This is a genomic window from Paraburkholderia fungorum (genome assembly GCF_902833645.1).
In the GTDB taxonomy this organism is placed as follows: domain Bacteria; phylum Pseudomonadota; class Gammaproteobacteria; order Burkholderiales; family Burkholderiaceae; genus Paraburkholderia; species Paraburkholderia fungorum.
This window is the reverse complement of sequence record NZ_CADFGE010000005.1, coordinates 21,147-38,091: the sequence shown is the minus strand read 5'-3', so window position 1 is coordinate 38,091 and position 16,945 is coordinate 21,147. Positions and strand designations below refer to the sequence as shown.

The following is a 16,945-nucleotide window of genomic DNA, read 5'->3' as shown; positions in this document are numbered from 1 at the left end:
GGCGGTAAATGCCCCGCTGAGCGGTGAGTCGTATCGTTCGCATTGCTGGCCTCTATCCTTGCAGCCGACTTGCAGGCCCGCCGTACACGGCAAGCCGACAAGTTCGGTATCAATAATGCATCAAGACTGCTTTTCGAGCTTCACAATCGTCAGCGTCCCGTTGACGTTTTCGACGCGGACCTTGACCTTGTCGCCCTCGTGAACCCGCTTGACCATCGCGGCATCCTTCGCCTTGAATGCCATGGTCATCGGCGGCATTCCTACGTTTTCTAGGGCCCCGTGTTTGAGCGTGACCATACCGGTCGCGGCATCCACCTTTTTGACTTCCGCGTCAGTCAGCGCTGCGTTGGACGCTGACGTCTTCATCGACATATTCATGCCGGCCATGTCATCGACGGCGAACGCCGGCCCAGAAAACGCACCAATTGCGCAGAGAGCAACAGAGGTCATAAACAGCTTCTTCATGGAGTTTCTCCAGTTTGGGTAGAGGGCACTTTCATGCCGTGAGGGACTGCATGGGACAATCGGGTTTGGTCCAGCTTTCTGGCGCGACGACGCTGCAGCAGGAACCAGGCTGCAGGGATAACAAACATCGAGAGGATGGGGGCCGTGACCATGCCGCCTACCATCGGCGCTGCAATGCGCTGCATGACTTCCGAACCGGCGCCGTGTCCGACCATGATGGGAATGAGACCAGCCAGCACGACAGCAACCGTCATCGCTTTCGGCCGCACGCGCAACACGGCGCCTTCGCGAATCGCATCGAACAGAAGCGCCTCTGTTAGCGGTTCACCATCTTCCAGCCTGCGATTGAGCGCACCCTTCAGGTAGAGCAGCATCACGACACCGAACTCGGCTGCGACACCAGCGAGCGCGATAAACCCGACTGCGGTTGCGACCGACACCGCGTGGCCCAGAATCCAGATGAGCCAGAACCCGCCGACCAGAGCGAACGGAGCCGTCGACATCAGCAGGAGTGCATCAGCCGCGGAGTTGAAGGTCAGGAAGAGCAGCACAAAGATGACGACGAGCGTCACGGGAATGACCGTGCGCAGCTTTGCCGCTGCGCGCTCGAGGTATTCGAACTGGCCGGACCACGCAATTGAATAGCCCGGTGGAAGCGTCACCTTCTCCGCAACAGCGCGTTGCATTGCCTCGACCGCTGACTGCAGGTCCGTATTGCGGATATCGACATAGACGTAGCCGGAGAGCCGCGCGTTTTCGCTGCGAATCATCGGTGGACCGTCGGCAATCGTGATGTGCGCGACATCGCCGAGCTGGATTTGCGCACCACGGTCCGTGACGACCGGCAACTGTCGAAGCTTCTCGAGTGAATCCCGGATTTCGCGTGGATAGCGGATGTTGATGGGGAACCGCTCGCGGCCAGCAATCACCTCGCCGACGTTGTCACCGCCCACTGCCGAGGACACGACTGACTGGATGTCCGCCACGGCGAGCCCGTAACGTGCTGCCGCCAGCCGGTCGATGTCGACGTCAATGTAGCGGCCACCGTTCAGCCGTTCGGCCAGTGCGGACGTGACGCCCGGTACATTCTTCACGGCTGATTCAACTTGTGCCCCGATTCTGTCGATTTGAGAGAGGTCGCTGCCTGAAATCTTGACGCCGACCGGCGTCTTGATGCCCGTCGACAGCATGTCCAGTCGATTGCGGATGGGCGGCACCCACACGTTCGACAGCCCCGGCACCTTGACGGTGCGGTCCAGTTCGTCGACCAGCTTCTCCGGCGTCATGCCGGGGCGCCACTGGCTACGCGGCTTGAACTGAATCGTGGTCTCGAACATCTCGAGCGGTGCCGGGTCAGTGGCAGTGTCGGCACGGCCAGACTTACCGAAGACGGTCTCCACCTCTGGAACCGTCTTGATGAGCCGGTCAGTCTGCTGCAGCAGTTCGCTCGCTTTCTCGGCCGAGATTCCCGGAAGCGCCGTCGGCATATACAGCAGGTCACCTTCATCGAGCGGCGGCATGAATTCGCCGCCGAGCTGAGACAGCGGAATCACCGAAGCGGCCAGCGTGACCAGCGCCAAACCAATGGCAACCCACGGCCGCCGCAGCGTGGCTTCCAGCAATGGTCGGTACAGTCGAATCAGCACGCGATTGATGGGGTTCGAGTTCTCGTGAGGAATACGACCTCGAATCAGATAGCCCATCAGCACGGGCACCAGCGTCACCGACAACCCGGCAGCAGCGGCAATGGTGTAGGTCTTGGTGAAGGCCAACGGAGAAAACAGCTTGCCTTCTTGCCCCTCGAGCGAGAACACCGGGATGAACGACAGGGTGATGATGAGCAGCGAGAAGAACAGTGCGGGCCCCACCTCCGCTGCCGATGTCGCGATAAGGTCCCAGCGCTGTGCGGTCGTGATTGGTTCGCCCGGATATTCGTGGTCGTACGCCTCCAGATGCTTGTGGGCGTTCTCAATCATCACGATGGCCGCGTCAATCATCGCGCCGATGGCGATTGCGATGCCTCCCAGCGACATCAGATTGGCGTTGACACCCTGATAGCGCATCACGATGAATGCGACCAGCACCCCAAGCGGGAGCGACAGAATGGCGACAAACGCACTGCGCAGGTGAAACAGGAACACCGCGCAGACCAGCCCAACGATGATGAATTCCTCGATAAGTTTGTCCTTCAGGTTGTCCACCGCACGTTCGATGAGCTGTGAGCGGTCATAGGTCGTCACAATCTCCACGCCCGCCGGCAGCGACCGTTTCAGGTCAGCGAGTTTCGCCTTCACTGCATCGATGGTCGTCAGCGCGTTCTTGCCGGAGCGCATGACGATGACGCCGCCTGCGACTTCTCCCTGGCCATTCAGCTCGGCAATACCCCGCCGCATCTCGGGCCCGATTTGAATCCGGGCTACGTCGCCGAGCAGAACCGGCGTACCGGCATCGTTCGTGCGCAATACGACGTTGCGAAAGTCGTCGAGCGTATGCAGGTAACCAGACGAACGGACCATGTACTCCGACTCGGCCATCTCAATCACCGAACCGCCCGACTCCTGATTGGCCTTGCCCAGCGCGTCGGCCACCATCGCCTGGGTGATGCCGTACGCTCGCAGCTTGTCCGGGTCGAGCACAACCTGGTACTGGCGCACCATGCCACCGATGCTCGCGACTTCAGACACGTCCGGCACTGACTTCAGTTCGAACTTCAGGAACCAGTCATTCAGTGCGCGCAGTTGCCCAAGGTCGTGTTGCCCGGTTGTGTCGATGAGTGCATATTCGTACACCCAGCCCACCCCCGTTGCATCCGGTCCGAGTGAAACAGTCGCTCCCTGCGGCAGGCGGCTTTGCACCTGATTCAGATATTCGAGCACGCGTGAACGTGCCCAGTACTGGTCGGTCTTGTCGTCGAACAGCACATAGACGAACGCATCGCCGAACGAGGAATACGCGCGGATGGTTTTCGCCCCCGGCACGCCAAGCAGCGTCGTGGTGAGCGGATACGTGACCTGGTCCTCGATGACTTGCGGGGCCTTGCCCGGATACGACGCCTTGATGATGACCTGCGTATCGGACAGGTCGGGCAGCGCATCGAGCGGCGTTTGCGTGACCGAATAGACACCCCACGCCGTAACGAGCACGGTCGCGAGCAGCACCAGAAAGCGGTTATGGATAGACCACCTTATAAGGCGTGCAATCATTTGGCGCCTCCGACTGGCTCGACCTTGGTCAACTGGTATCCGTCACCCGACTGCCTGAAGACAAAATGAACAGTCTGGCCAGGCTTCACGTCCGGAAACGCCGTCGGCGACGGTTTGCCGAATGCCATCGTCATCGCGCCCCAGCCCAGAGCTGGAACGGGTTGATGTGAAAACGTAATGTCTCCGGCCGTCACCTGTTCGACCTTACCTGTGGTGTCGTAGGTCTGTGGTGCAGCAGCAGGTGCTGGAACCGGCGCGCTCGCACCGGTCGGCGCGGTTGCTTCGAGCTTCGGCAGAACGGATTTCAGACTCGCTTCCGAGTCAATGAGGAACTGGCCGGATGCGACGACCTGCTGGCCTTCGGTCAGGCCGTTGGTCACCTCGGTATCGTCGCCGGCATCGTTGCCAACGGAGACCGAGACAGGTTGTAACCTGCCGTCCGAATTCCTGACGATGACGACCGACCGCTTACCCGTGGTGATGACGGCTTCCGAGGGAACCAGCAACCGCGATACCTTTTTTGCGGCGCCGATGCGCGCCCGCATCAGCATTCCCGGCGTCAACCTGAAGTCTGCGTTGTCGATTTCGAGGCGTGCCTGGAGCGTGCGACTGCTCGTGCTGATGCCCGGCAGGATTTCGCGGATGTGTCCCGTGAAATGTTGTGCCGGGTCGCCGGCAAACACAGCGTCCACGCTCATGCCAGGTCGAACCTGGAGGGCAAGTGCTTCGGGTACCTCGACCACGAGCCACAGCCTGTTGAGCCCGGAGACCTTCGCGAGCGTCTGCCCGGGTGACACCATCGCACCATCGCGAACGTTCAGTTCGGTCAGCACACCGGTTTCCGGTGCAGATAGCGTGATGTGCGTCTGTGCCTTGCCGGTGCGGTCGAGATTTGCAATCACGCCGTCCGGAATCGACATGGCCCGCATGCGCGCACGTGACGCCTCAAGCATGCCGTCATCCATGCCGCCACGTTTCAGCGCCAGATACTCTTCCTGCGGCGCCAACCAATCTGGAACGAACAGGGACGCAATCGGCGCGCCTTTCGTTACGCGCTGCATCGGGGCGCTCGCGTAAAGATGGTCGATGTAGCCGGTCACCCTCGACTGGACGACATCAGCTTTCGACTCATCGAACTGCGTAGTGCCTACCGCGTCGAATCCTTCCGTTGTTTCCTGCCGCCGCACGGTTGCGTAGCGAATGCCCAGGTTCTGCTGCAACCCCGGGTCAATCTTGATGCCGTTCGAGCCGCCTTCATCGGCGTAGACCGGCTCTAACTGCATGTCCATGAAAGGTGATTTGCCCGGCTTGTCGAAGTGCTGGTTCGGCACCATCGGGTCGTGCCAGTACAGTACCTTCCGGCCAGTCTTCGGGTCGATTTTGTCGCTGGAGGGTGTTGCCGCAACAGCGCTCTCGCCACCCATCGCCGAACGATGTGTGCCGGCCACATAGCCGACACCTAGCAACGCCGCTGCGGCAAACACCATAAGCGCCGCACGTGCCAGTTGTTTCTTTTGCATGTTGTTCTCCATCACTGACTCACGGACATCGAGGCGGGCACGACCTGGTATTCCAGTTGTGCCCATGTCTGGGATACGTCTCGCTGCAGGTCAAGCACCTGAAGCTGAGCGTCGAGTTGCGCGCGCCTGGCAGCGAAGGTGTCCGCAAGCGAGCCTGTGCCTGCCTTGTACGCTGCAGTCGCGAGTTCAGCGCGCTGGTCCGCGGCGGGCAGCAGGGAATGACTGAGATTCGCGATACGTTCGCGACCGCTGGCCAGGGTTGCCGCCTGCGTGCGGATATCCGCTTCTACCTGCCGCTGCGCGTCCTCGTACATCAGGCGCGCCTTGGTGCCGAGTTCCGCTTTTTCAGCCGCGTCCCGGTTCTGGCGGTTCTTGCGGTTGATGGGCAACGGGATGCTGACTCCAACCGAAACCATGTTCGAGTACGCCCCGCCCCGCTGCTGGTAGGAGACCTCCCACGTCCAGTTGGGACTGCGGTCGCTGTTGGCAACCGCGGTATCGGCGTCGGCTACGGCGATGTCCCGAGAGGCCGCGATGAGCACCGGTTGCACCTCGCGCAACTCTTCGGGCGGCAGGGACGATACGTATGACTGTGGCGCCGGCGGGTCACCGGTCACATCAGAAACGGGAGTTGCCGTCCATCGGGACAGGCCGATGAGTGCGGTCTGAAACGTCTGCTGAGCCTTGAGCAGCTGGTCCCGGGTCTGCGCCAGCATCGCCTGGGCCTGCATCACGTCGGCCGCAGTCGCTTTCGCCCCCCGATAGGAAGCTTTCGTCGCATCCAGCTCATGGGTCATGTGGCCAACGAGCTCCTGCTGCAGCGAGGCGGCTTTCTTCGCATAGACCGCGTTCAGCCACGCCGTGGCCGTTTGCTGGCGCGTGTTCGCGAGCTGGGCAAGATAGCCGGCCCGCTCGCGGTCCACAACGTCGTTCGCCAACGCAGACCGAAGCCGCCGCTTGTCACCCGATACCCATTCCTGCTCGATGCCGATGCGGCGCATCGTCATGAAGTCCTGCCCGATGGTGAACCGTTGCGGTCCGTTCACCGGCAGGTTGTCCACACCCGCCTTCAGCATCGGGTCGGGCAACTGGCCGGCCCGGACGGCCGCCTCTGAACTGGCGCGGACTGAAGCCTGCGCAGCCCCCATGGCGGAAGAACGGTCGGTAGCGGACTGGAGCGCTGCGTCAAGCGTGACGGGTGCTTCCTGAGCGTGAGCGACGCTGCTCGCCAAAGCCAGCGCGATAAAAAGCGTGCGCGCACGCAGTGGTGCACGCCGGTATGACGGCCTGCCAATAGTTAAAAGCATGTTCTAACCCCAACGGCGGAATCCCAAAGGGAATCCACGTCCTGGACGCAGGACGGACCTCACCGCAAACGCGATGAACCTGTCACAAAGGGATTAGATGGCGCGAGGAGGTCGCCAGAAACCGCCCGGTTCACGGACGGACAGGGACTGCGCGTAATGGAAAACAACTGGGCTGGACAGCCCGGCGGGACGAGAAACTTCGGTGCGGGATACCGGGTGATACAGGCTACCGAGCTGGCATTGCGCCGTTACCTTGCAGAACAGGCCTTTGGCTTTCCCTGGCTGCGACGATTTCATGGTTTCGCAGCCAGGCATTTCCGAAGACATCGCACTGCCATCGTCGGAGCCCATGCTCATTTGCATCGGACAATCTCCCGTCAAGCCGCTGGCCGCCAGCCCACTGACGGGAAGCGCGGCGCAGAGCAACAGGAGGAGCAATGCCCGAAGAAATTTCATGGCTGGGATTATAGCCGAGCCATTTTATCCAGGTCCCGGGGAATTTTCCGCCAGCGTCGCTCACCGCACACTGCAGACCGACTGGCGATTGGGCGGAAGGAACGCAAGCGCCCGGCGCCGGCACGGCGCGCGGAGCATTCGCGTCGCACGCTATCGCGGCGGACAGCTCGGTATTTGCACGTGCAGGTTTTGACACGGATAGGAAGTCGGCAATTGCGGCGTCTTACCCGAGGGTGAATCCGGGTCTTGCCCGCTATCGACGACCGGCAGAGTCGACGTGGCGGCGCTCGCGCAGCCAGCAAGCGCGACAACAACTGCTGTCATTGCGATGATGCGCACATAGGCTACGGAAGGCATCTGCATCTTCGGACCAGAAAAGGTATTTCGGCATCTCCGGCTGGGGCTCCCCGGTCTGCGCGTCGCCAGACCTACTCGCGACGTTGCCGTCATCGGAATAATTGCTTTACTGCCGATTAGCCCATGTCGGAGGGTTGGCCCTTATGCGGGCCCGATTGCGCTCAATCGTCGCCTGACCTGGCGGATAGTCGGTGTGACCCGCAGGGACCAGACCATCGCGTCTCGCCTGAATCAGCTCCTGCACTACCTGCTCTCTGGTATTTCCTTGCCGCTGTGGCTGGATGGTCGGAGCCGTCGCATTGGACGTCGACTGACTGGCGCCGCTCGCGGACGGTAACGTGGTCGAAGCGGTAGATTCAGGGTAGTCGTGGTCGGCATCGGCAAATGCGGACGTGGCGAGCGTTGCAGCGATGAGCGTGGCGGCGATAGTTTCGAGCTTCATGTACTCCTCCAGAGCGATGTGAAATCGATAAGAGTCGATTCCGAACGGTTTCTATTCTGGACATTGACGTCTGAACGAGCCGTGACGCAGAAATGACTTTTTAGCCATCCGAACGACAGGTTCAGAGCCATGCATGTTGGCTTCAGCTCGGAAGTCACGAACGCGAATTCCGCTAACGACGACGCACGGGAATTGACGTCCTCCCGCCCTGAAAGACGGGGTCTGCCCGTGTTATCGGATAAAAAAAGGACCCGACGTGCTGTCGGGTCCCATAAAAGATGGCCTTTGCCTGAAGTCAATCGAGGTAGGATGCAGCCTTTGTTGACCCTGCGGCGGTGACCATCTGCGTGGACGTGAGAAACAAACGGTACCGAACGGACTACGACGTACCAGGTAGTGGACTGGAGACGAGCACCGCAGCGGCGACCAGTACCCCTGCCAGTACCACCGATTCGATATGCAACACGGCGGCAAAGCGTTTTAGAGGCTTCACGGGTGACGTCGAGGACGCATTCTTCAACGATGCGAGCAGCTTGGGCATCTCGAAGAAACGGTTGTGTCCGCCGAGGACTGCAGCCACGAACACCAGCGCGAGTTTCAACAACAGAATCTGGCCATAGCCCGATTCCAGAAGGTCGCCTGGCGACCTGACACCGCGCCAGCCGTTATAGGCGCCTGTGGCAAAAAGAATAACCAGCGCAAGCGTTGCGGCATCCGACAAAGACTGGATAAATGCAGCGCTATTTACGCGCTCGCTGCCCGGAGCGCTGCAAAAACGCGGCGCAACAACGTACGTTGTAACCAGCACAAGCCCCACCCACGAACTGATGGCGAGCAGATGTACCCAGTCCGCCCATACCGGCAGGCTGAACAAGCCAGCATCGACAGGATGTCCTCCGTTGCTGCGCGCCAACGCGACACCCCCCAGGGCAAACCAGATAGCCAGAGAAAACCTGATTGATTTCCCAGCCTGGATAAAAGAAAGAATGACCACGCATAGCATCAGCCCGGCGCCAACCAGCCATGCGTGACCAAAGCCGGTCTCGACCAGCATCGAGCGGACAGCGGGCCCAGCCTCAGGAAGGGTGGACTCGCTCATCAACGCACAATGAATCCAGAAGGCGCACGTGCTCGACAGCAGCGCGCCGACGGACGCGATACGCAGGGCGCTAACAAGCCGCTGGCTGACGCCCACCTGCCACGGCGACTTTCGGCGCGCGAGCCACCGGTCACTGAGCATGACGCCGACGGCAACCGCAAAGCTGAGGTTTTGCAGGGCAACGAAAGCCAGCCGCAGGATGCCAAGGAGACCGTCGTTCATCACTTCACCTGGAAAGTGTACGTGCCCTTGGTCTTATGGGCATCATGTGTCATGACAGCCCACCGGACGGAGTAGGAGCCGGACGGCAGCTTCGGAAGCGCAATCGTGAGCATGCGTGGATTGGAAGCGTCGACCTTGGCCATTTCTTTGGTCACGGCGGCGCCGTTCGCATCGGACACTTTCACCGTGCTGAACGTGGACTCAAGGTCTTCGTTGAAAGTAAGCCGAAGCGCATCCGGTGCCGCATCGAGGGTGCTACCGGCCGCAGGAACGGCGTTTTCGAGCTTGCCGTGTGCGAACGCGGCAGCCGGCACCAGTGCGATGGCGGCCGCCATAGCCAGTCCCGTGAGCTGCTTGCGAGTGAATGTTTTCATGTTCTTGTGCATCCTGAATAGTCAAAGTGGTTGTTGCCTGCGTTTTGTCGCAACACCCCGTGAACCCTTACTTCTTCTGCAGCTTCGTCACCGTCAGTGCGCCGTCAATTTCTTCGGCCACGAAATCAATCCTGTCGCCGACCTTGACCTGCGAAATCATTGCCGGGTCCTTGACCTTGAAGACCATCGTCATGGCGTCCATGCCTAGGTTTTCCAAGGGGCCGTGCTTGATGGTCAGCTTTCCGGCCGCGGCGTCGACTTTCCTGATTTCCCCGTGCGACATGCCAGCCTTTGCTTCGCCAGCCTGCTTGGCGCCGCTGCCACCCATGTCCATGTTGCCCATTTCGCCAGCCGCATAGGCCGAGCCCGAAATTGCCAGGGCGCAGCTAACTGCAATCGATGCAAATACGTTCTTCATCACTCTTTCTCCTGCGTTGAAATAAAAAATTGAGCCGGACCACAAAGTCCGACGAGACGGAAAATCAGCTGTCCGGCATCTCACCGGTGTATTCGTAGGCAACGGTTCCTTTGGGGTGTTTGAACCAGCCCGGGTCGCGGTAGTCCTTGCGGCCCAGTCCCTCGCGCACTTTCACGACGGTGAACATGCCGCCCATTTCCAGCGGGCCAAACGGACCTTTACCGGTCATCATCGGCAGCGTGTTGTCGGGCAGTGGCATCTCCATCTCGCCCATCGCGCCACCTGTGCTGCCCATCGCCATGTAGTCCGGTACGAGTTTGTTGATGCGTTTCGCGAGGTCCTTCTGCGGCACGCCAATCATGTTGGGTACGGAGTGCCCCATCGCATTCATCGTGTGGTGGGACTTGTGGCAATGGAACGCCCAGTCGCCGGGCCGGTTTGCAGTGAATTCGATGGCGCGCATCTGGCCGACCGCGACATCAGCGGTCACCTCAGGCCAGCGCGCGGCCGGCGGAATCCATCCGCCATCCGTGCCCGCGACCTCGAAGTGATAGCCGTGCAGATGGATGGGGTGATTGGTCATCGTCAGATTGCCGAACCGGATGCGCACGCGGTCCCCGGCACGTACCGGCAACGGGTCGATGCCCGGAAAGACCCGCGAATTCCAGGTCCACATGTTGAAGTCAGTCATCTCGTTGACGCGCGGCGTGAAGCTGCCCGGGTCAATGTCGTACGCGGACATGATGAACACGAAGTCACGGTCGACCTGCATGACGCTGGGGTCTTTTGGATGAACGATGAAAGTCCCCATCATCCCCATCGCCATCTGGACCATCTCGTCGGCGTGTGGGTGATACATGAAGGTGCCGTGCTTCTCAAGCTCGAATTCGTAGACAAACGTCTTGCCTGGTGGAATGTGCGGTTGCGTCAAGCCGCCGACGCCATCCATGCCCGACGGCAACAGCATCCCGTGCCAATGAACGGTGGTGTGCTCCGGCAGCTTGTTGGTGACGAAGATGCGGACCTTATCCCCTTCCACTGCCTCGATGGTTGGGCCCGGGGCCTGCCCGTTGTAACCCCACAGATTCGCGTTCATGCCCGGAGCCATTTCGCGCACGACAGGCTCAGCAATCAGGTGAAATTCTTTCCAGCCGCTTTTCATGCGCCACGGCAACGACCAGCCGTTCAGCGTGGCAACGGGCGTGTACGGGCGGCCATTGGGAGGCGCGAGCGGTGGTTGCATGGTGGCCTTGGCCATCGTGGGCGCCTCAGGCAACGACGCAGCACCCGCCTTGCTCACCAATGCTGCTCCTAGCAGCGCGGCCCCCGAGCCGCCGAGAAATTTTCGACGTGACACCATTTCATTTACCTTCGGAATCTGTGGGCGACGCCGGTTGCGTCGCGGGTGCGGATGGCGTCTGCGCCGTCGCAAGCTGAGGAAGACGGCCGCCGACCGCCTGCTGCAGGTCGGTTTCTGCAAGCCAGTAGTCCTTCAACGCGTCGATATAGCTGTTCACCGCGCCGACCTGGTCACGCGAATCGGACAGCAGCTCGAACACGCTCGCGAGCATGCCGTTGTAGCGAAGCAGCAGTTCGTCGGAAATCGTCTTGCGGATGGGGACGACTTCGTCGCGATAGTGCTTCGCGACGTCGTAGTCGGTCACGTAGGCCGAATACGACTCCCGGACTTCGGACCGCGCGTTAATCGCGGTCTCGGCGACGCGGTTGACCGACTGCATGTAAATCGCTTCGGCGCGCGCAACCTTCGAACCGCCCCAGTTAAAAATGGGAATCTCGACGCTGATTTCATAGCCCTGTTCATGGCCGTCGGAAGTCGTGAAATTGTTCTGATACCCGACGTCCAGCGCGTTGATGAAACGCGTCGCCTTGCTGAGACCCAACGAGCTTGCGACACTCTGCGTCTGCAGCTTCGCGGCCTGGATGTCCAGCCGGTTCTGCATCGCGAAGCTCTCGAGGTCATTCAGCTCTGGGCGGTTCCTGGGCAAGTCTGGCAGGCGTTCGGGAAGCGTGTACTGCGTCCCGGCGCCCCACAGGCCCATCGTGCGCGTAAGCTTTTCCCGCGCAGAAACCGACTGCTGCCGCGTTCTTGCGAGTTGCGCCACCGCGTCTGCGTAAAACGCCTGCTCGCGAGCGTAGTCGAGTTTGCTGAAGTTACCGGCCTGTTGCATACGCAACGCCAGTTCGGCACCAGCCTCCGCCGAATCCTTCACCTGCGCGGCATATGCCGTAGATTGCCCGGCAGCGACAGCGTTGACGTAGGCTCGTCGCGCGTCGGCGGCAACCTTGAGCATCGCGTCTGTCGCCAGGAGCCTGGTCTGCTCGAAGCGGCGACTCTCGATGCGCGTCGCCAGCGGCAATGTGAGCACGTTCAACAATCCGAGCGTGAACGTGCGATTGATGCTCAGGTCGTTACCCCCGTGAGTGCGGCTAAAACTAAAACCGGGGTTCGGCAGCCGTCCGGCCTGAACCAGGTCCGCCTCAGATATGCCGAGTTCGCCATACGAAGCCTGCAGGCCCCGGTTGTTCAGCAAAGCGATTTGCACGGCGTCGTCCATGCTCAATGGCCTGGAAAGCAGTTCCTGCGTGCGCTTTGCAACCGCGTCCCGGTCCTCGTCGGTCTTCACCAGTACGGCATCTTTCCCCAGACGCTCGGAGGCGGTGGTTGAAACGGTATTGAAGCCACCGTCCTTCGAAAAGGTCGTACAGCCTGCAAGGAAAACCATCGCGCTGGCGACCGCAAGGATGCGGCCGCCCGAAAAGAAATGCCGCGTCATTTCGCCGGTTCCTCGTGTCTGGAGCTGTGTTCGTTCTTCTTGGCGTCGGTGCTGCCGCCCGGCGTGTTGCCGTGGCTCATCCCTTTCATGCCGGATGAACTTGTCACGGAACGGTTGAGCTCCTGCCAGGTAGGCGCCTTCTGGTCGCGGTATGGCTGGTAGCCCGCAAAGGCGGACGGCACGCTGACAGCCGGAACCGATGCGGCAGCGCCGGTCGGGTCTGGAAACGTAGTGGTGGCATGCACAAGCGCTGGCAACAATGCCGCCGCGCTCAGCAGCGCCGCGATAAACATTCGCATGGATTTTTCTCGTCGTCAGTCACCTGGATGGCCGGAGCACGGCCATCAGGGCGAAATTGCACATCGCAGCCAGAGGCCGCGACAAAGGGCTAGGCGAGAGAGGCTTTGGGAGGTCGTTCGATGCCACTCGTCAGAAATGACGCGACATTGACCGAGGGAGGGAGCGGAACCGCAAAATGAGCCATGCCGGCGGGCGTTGCCACCGTAGGAATGGCAGATAATGCTACGCCGAAGCAACAGGACGCGCACGTCGCGCAAGAGTGCGCATGATACACGCCTCCATGCTGATGGGGGTGGTGAGTACCGTCAGCCATCGCCATACCGCGCATATCATGACCGTTAACCGATTCAGGCTCATGTACGTGTTGCGCGGACGTCACTTCGCCCTCGAAATGCGAGGACTCGCATTTCATGGAGATGGCCGCGAACGACTGAACCGGAAGGCTCAGTATCAGCAGCACGATGACGAAAAGTTTGCGCCAATACGACATGGTTGCGAAGTCTAGCACGCAGGTTACTGACGTGTGCACCAAATAGTGCGTGATGCGTTATATGGTCATGAAGACAAAAACTGATGCCCGAAAGTTGGACGGAGCCACGCAGGCACACCTGAGAAACATGGTGGTGCAAGCGGTTCGTGGCGGCATGACGCAGACCGCAGCGGCGAAGACGTACGGTGTGAGCCTGCGAGCGGTGAGCAAATGGATGAAGTTGTCGCGGGAAGGCGGACCGAGCGCGTTGAGGCCTGGCAAGCGTGGCCGCCGGCCGGGAAGTGGCCGGTTGAGTCACCGGCAAGCGGTGAGAATCCGCAAGTTGATCATCAAACAGATGCCCGATCAGTTGGCGCTGCCGTTCTACCTGTGGACCCGCGAATCGGCGGCGCAACTGATCGAGCGAGAGTACGGCATCACGATTTCGGCGACTACGGCTGGACGCTATCTCAAGGCGTGGGGCATGAGCGCTCAGAAGCCGGTCCGGCGAGCGTACGAGAGAAACGATGCTGCTATCGGGCGCTGGCTGAACGAAGACTATCCGCAGATCGCGAAAGAGGCGAAGCAGGAAAAGGCAACGATCTGCTGGGGCGACGAAATGGGGCTGCGTAGTGATCACGTCAGCGGAACGAGCTTCGCTCTCAAAGGGCAAACGCCTGTCGTGCGCGCGACGGGACAACGTTTCGGCTGCAACATGATCTCGGCCATTACCAACCGTGGGGAGCTGAGCTTCATGGTCTTTGAGGGGACGTTCAGGAATGCAACGTTCATCGAATTCATGAAACGCATGCTCAAGCAGGCCACGCAGAAGATCTACCTGATCGTCGACGGGCATCCGGTGCATCGTTCCGTCGCCGTCAAGCATTTCGTTGCCGACAACGCTGAACGTCTGCGTCTGATTCGACTGCCGGGTTACTGCCCGGAACTGAACCCGGACGAGCTGTTGAATCAGGACGTGAAAACCAATGCGCTCGGCAAGAGCCGACCGGCCAGCAAGGTGGAAATGATCCGCCATATCCGGAGCCATCTTCATCGTCGGCAAAAGGAGCCTCACGTGATTCGTAACCTGTTCAAGGAAAAACATGTTCGATATGCCGCTTGATCAACTGCGCACTATTTGATGCACTCGTCAGTAAGTAGACTGTAAGGTTAGGAATGTGTCATTGCGTAACCCCCGCTCTCTAAGGGAGCAGAGACTCGCCGGGTACATGCCCCGAACCTTATCGCCGCGTACGTGACGAAGGGGTGGCCGGGACATGACCAATTTTTCAGGTTGGCTGAAGATGAAAAAATTGTCATTTTCCCGTCATTTTCGATACACCTTCCCGCCACTACGCTGGGTACACTGATTGAATGCTCATAACCGGCGACGACCACCAGGCCGACCTCTCCCATGCGGATACTGATAGTCGAAGACGAGCCAAAAATGGCCTCCTACCTGCACAAGGGACTGACGGAGGCCAGCTACACGGTCGACATCGCCGATAACGGCAAGGACGGCCTCTTTCTCGCTTTGCACGAAAACTTCGACCTGGTCGTCCTCGACGTGATGCTCCCGGAGCTTGGCGGTTTCGAAGTGCTTAAGCGTCTCAGGGCACAGAAGCAAACCCCGGTACTGCTACTGACCGCCAGAGACACGGTCGAAGACAAGGTGGAGGGACTTGAGCTCGGCGCCGACGACTACCTGTCAAAACCGTTCGCCTATGCGGAGTTTCTGGCGCGCATTCGCTCGCTGCTAAGACGTGCGCCGCGTGGCCCTCGCGACGTGCTGACGATTGCTGACCTGGAGGTGGACCTCATCAGGCGCAGGGTTCGGCGAGGTGAGACCCGCATCGACCTTACCGCTCAGGAGTTCGCGCTGCTTCAGTTGCTTGCGGAGCGGCAAGGCGAGGTCCTGACCCGCACGTTCATCACGTCGCAAATCTGGGACATGAACTTCGACAGCGACACGAATGTGGTCGATGTTGCCGTCAAGCGCGTGCGTGCGAAGATTGATAACTCGTTTGATAAAAAGTTGCTGCACACGGTTCGAGGCATGGGTTACGTGCTCGAGGACCGCTCGTGACGACCGGTACGTCCTCGTATTCCCTGCTCAAACGATTGACCCTGGCGTTCTCGACAGTCGCCATCCTGGTCTTCGCGCTGACAGGCGCATTCCTGTACAACGCGCTGTCAACCGAGTTGCAGCGACGCGATGACATCGAAATCAGCGGCAAGCTTAGCCAGTTTCTTCAACTGGCACGAGATGCCGGTTCAGCGCAGGCCGTGCGCGATAAGCCCTCTGTGTTCCACGAGGTGCTGCTGTCTCACCCCGGCGTTTATCTCGCCATATCCGACCGGCAAGGCACCGTGCTGCTTCAGCATTCGGACAGGTCGCCGGTCGACCTGACGGGTACGCCCGCTGCCCACCGCCCGAACACCCCGTATACCTGTGAGCCGCCCGGCATTGGTCCATCCCGCTGTGTCTTTGCCGATGAAACGTTACCGTCCAGCGATTCGGTTCGGGTATTGCTCGTTCGCGCGGCGGCCGACCGACATTCGTTGCTGGAAAGCTACCGGATAGATATCTGGCTTGCGGTGGCCGTCGGCGCGGCACTGGTCGGGGCGCTGGGCTACGCGGTCGCCCGGCGGGGTTTTTCGCCGGTTAGAAGCATTGGGCGTCAAACTTCACGGATTGAAGCTCACAATCTGAGCGAACGGCTCGACATCGAGGGAGGCCCAATCGAGCTTCAGGATATCGCGTTTTCGGTCAATCGCATGCTCGACCGGCTCGAGCGCGCCTTCGTCCGTCTTTCGCAGTTTTCGTCCGACCTTGCGCATGACATGCGTACGCCTCTCGCCAACGTTATCAGCTCATCGCAGGTCACGCTGTCACGTACCCGAACCACCGAAGAATACGAAGCGCTCATCGACTCCAATATCGAAGAGTGTGAGCGACTGCAGCGAATGATTGAAAACATGCTGTTCCTCGCACGCACAGACAACGCGCAACAGCTCATCAAGGTCGCAGAGTTCGACGCGGCAAACGAATTGCGCCGGCTCGCGTCCTACTTTCAGGGGCTCGCCGAAGAAGCGGGTGTGCACATCGCTGTAGAAGGGAATGCCCGGATAGTTGCGGATGGGACCTTGTTCCGGCGCGCCGTCAGCAATCTGGTGTCGAACGCGCTCGACCATGCGTTCGCCGGGTCTTCCGTCGAACTGTCGTCGTTCGACTCGCCGAAATATGCCGTCATCGAGGTAACCAACCAGGGACAGCCTATTGCACCGGAGCACGTCCAAAGGATTTTCGAGCGGTTCTATCGGGTCGACGCGTCACGGCACGGTTCAGCCCGAAATGCGGGCCTCGGCCTTGCTATCGTGAAATCCATCATGGAACTGCACCGCGGGAAAGTCGACGTCGCAAGCAACGGCGAACGGACGACTTTCACCTTGTATTTTCCGCGTCCGGTCGCGGTCTAGGCGGTTCGGACGCGAATCAGCAGCCAGCGCGTCACGCA

At 60.3% G+C, this 16,945-nt stretch carries 15 protein-coding genes; 3 read left to right on the top strand and 12 right to left on the bottom strand.

Going from position 1 to position 16,945, the window contains the following annotated elements; translation table 11 throughout:
* Window positions 1-120: 120 nt before the first annotated feature.
* From HWX91_RS17310 to HWX91_RS17255, 12 genes are all read right to left on the bottom strand, one after another.
* Window positions 121-465: a copper-binding protein gene (locus tag HWX91_RS17310; RefSeq protein WP_025496536.1), complete on the bottom strand. Its 345-nt coding sequence runs from the start codon at window positions 463-465 to the stop codon at window positions 121-123.
* Complete coding sequence (locus HWX91_RS17305; protein ID WP_028197460.1) at window positions 462-3,668, bottom strand: efflux RND transporter permease subunit; 3,207 nt, start codon at window positions 3,666-3,668, stop codon at window positions 462-464. The genes HWX91_RS17310 and HWX91_RS17305 overlap by 4 nt, the downstream gene beginning before the upstream one ends.
* Complete coding sequence (locus HWX91_RS17300; protein ID WP_028197459.1) at window positions 3,665-5,188, bottom strand: efflux RND transporter periplasmic adaptor subunit; 1,524 nt, start codon at window positions 5,186-5,188, stop codon at window positions 3,665-3,667. Before HWX91_RS17300 ends, HWX91_RS17305 begins: the two co-directional genes overlap by 4 nt.
* An 11-nt stretch (window positions 5,189-5,199) precedes the next feature.
* The gene (locus tag HWX91_RS17295) at window positions 5,200-6,495 is read right to left on the bottom strand and encodes a TolC family protein (protein ID WP_042275405.1); all 1,296 of its coding nucleotides are present in this window, start codon (window positions 6,493-6,495) and stop codon (window positions 5,200-5,202) included.
* 93 nt (window positions 6,496-6,588) lie between these two features.
* On the bottom strand, window positions 6,589-6,951 hold the full coding sequence (locus tag HWX91_RS17290; RefSeq protein ID WP_028197458.1) for a hypothetical protein: 363 nt from the start codon (window positions 6,949-6,951) through the stop codon (window positions 6,589-6,591).
* Window positions 6,952-7,414: 463 nt separating this feature from the next.
* Window positions 7,415-7,750: a DUF4148 domain-containing protein gene (locus HWX91_RS17285; protein WP_028197457.1), complete on the bottom strand. Its 336-nt coding sequence runs from the start codon at window positions 7,748-7,750 to the stop codon at window positions 7,415-7,417.
* Window positions 7,751-8,129: 379 nt separating this feature from the next.
* The gene (locus HWX91_RS17280) at window positions 8,130-9,071 is read right to left on the bottom strand and encodes a copper resistance D family protein (RefSeq protein WP_028197456.1); all 942 of its coding nucleotides are present in this window, start codon (window positions 9,069-9,071) and stop codon (window positions 8,130-8,132) included.
* Window positions 9,071-9,445 carry a copper homeostasis periplasmic binding protein CopC gene (gene copC, locus HWX91_RS17275; RefSeq protein WP_028197455.1) on the bottom strand — a complete coding sequence of 125 codons (375 nt, stop codon included), beginning with the start codon at window positions 9,443-9,445 and terminating at the stop codon, window positions 9,071-9,073. The genes HWX91_RS17280 and copC overlap by 1 nt, the downstream gene beginning before the upstream one ends.
* Window positions 9,446-9,512: 67 nt before the next feature.
* Window positions 9,513-9,863: a copper-binding protein gene (locus tag HWX91_RS17270; RefSeq protein ID WP_028197454.1), complete on the bottom strand. Its 351-nt coding sequence runs from the start codon at window positions 9,861-9,863 to the stop codon at window positions 9,513-9,515.
* Between the two features lie 64 nt (window positions 9,864-9,927).
* Entirely contained in the window at window positions 9,928-11,223 is a 1,296-nt protein-coding gene (locus HWX91_RS17265; protein WP_028197453.1) for a multicopper oxidase family protein, read from the bottom strand.
* A gap of 1 nt (window position 11,224) precedes the next feature.
* A complete protein-coding gene (locus HWX91_RS17260; protein ID WP_028197452.1) occupies window positions 11,225-12,658 on the bottom strand; it encodes a TolC family protein in 1,434 nt (477 codons plus the stop codon).
* On the bottom strand, window positions 12,655-12,957 hold the full coding sequence (locus HWX91_RS17255) for a hypothetical protein (RefSeq protein ID WP_028197451.1): 303 nt from the start codon (window positions 12,955-12,957) through the stop codon (window positions 12,655-12,657). The genes HWX91_RS17260 and HWX91_RS17255 overlap by 4 nt, the downstream gene beginning before the upstream one ends.
* A gap of 558 nt (window positions 12,958-13,515) precedes the next feature.
* Here HWX91_RS17255 and HWX91_RS17250 point away from each other — a divergent pair.
* The 3 genes from HWX91_RS17250 to HWX91_RS17240 all read left to right on the top strand — a co-directional run bounded on the left by HWX91_RS17250 (window position 13,516) and on the right by HWX91_RS17240 (window position 16,907).
* A complete protein-coding gene (locus HWX91_RS17250) occupies window positions 13,516-14,550 on the top strand; it encodes an IS630 family transposase (RefSeq protein ID WP_028197449.1) in 1,035 nt (344 codons plus the stop codon).
* 291 nt (window positions 14,551-14,841) lie between these two features.
* Window positions 14,842-15,513: a heavy metal response regulator transcription factor gene (locus HWX91_RS17245; RefSeq protein WP_028197448.1), complete on the top strand. Its 672-nt coding sequence runs from the start codon at window positions 14,842-14,844 to the stop codon at window positions 15,511-15,513.
* Entirely contained in the window at window positions 15,510-16,907 is a 1,398-nt protein-coding gene (locus HWX91_RS17240; RefSeq protein ID WP_028197447.1) for a heavy metal sensor histidine kinase, read from the top strand. The genes HWX91_RS17245 and HWX91_RS17240 overlap by 4 nt, the downstream gene beginning before the upstream one ends.
* The last annotated feature ends 38 nt before the right edge of the window (window positions 16,908-16,945 follow it).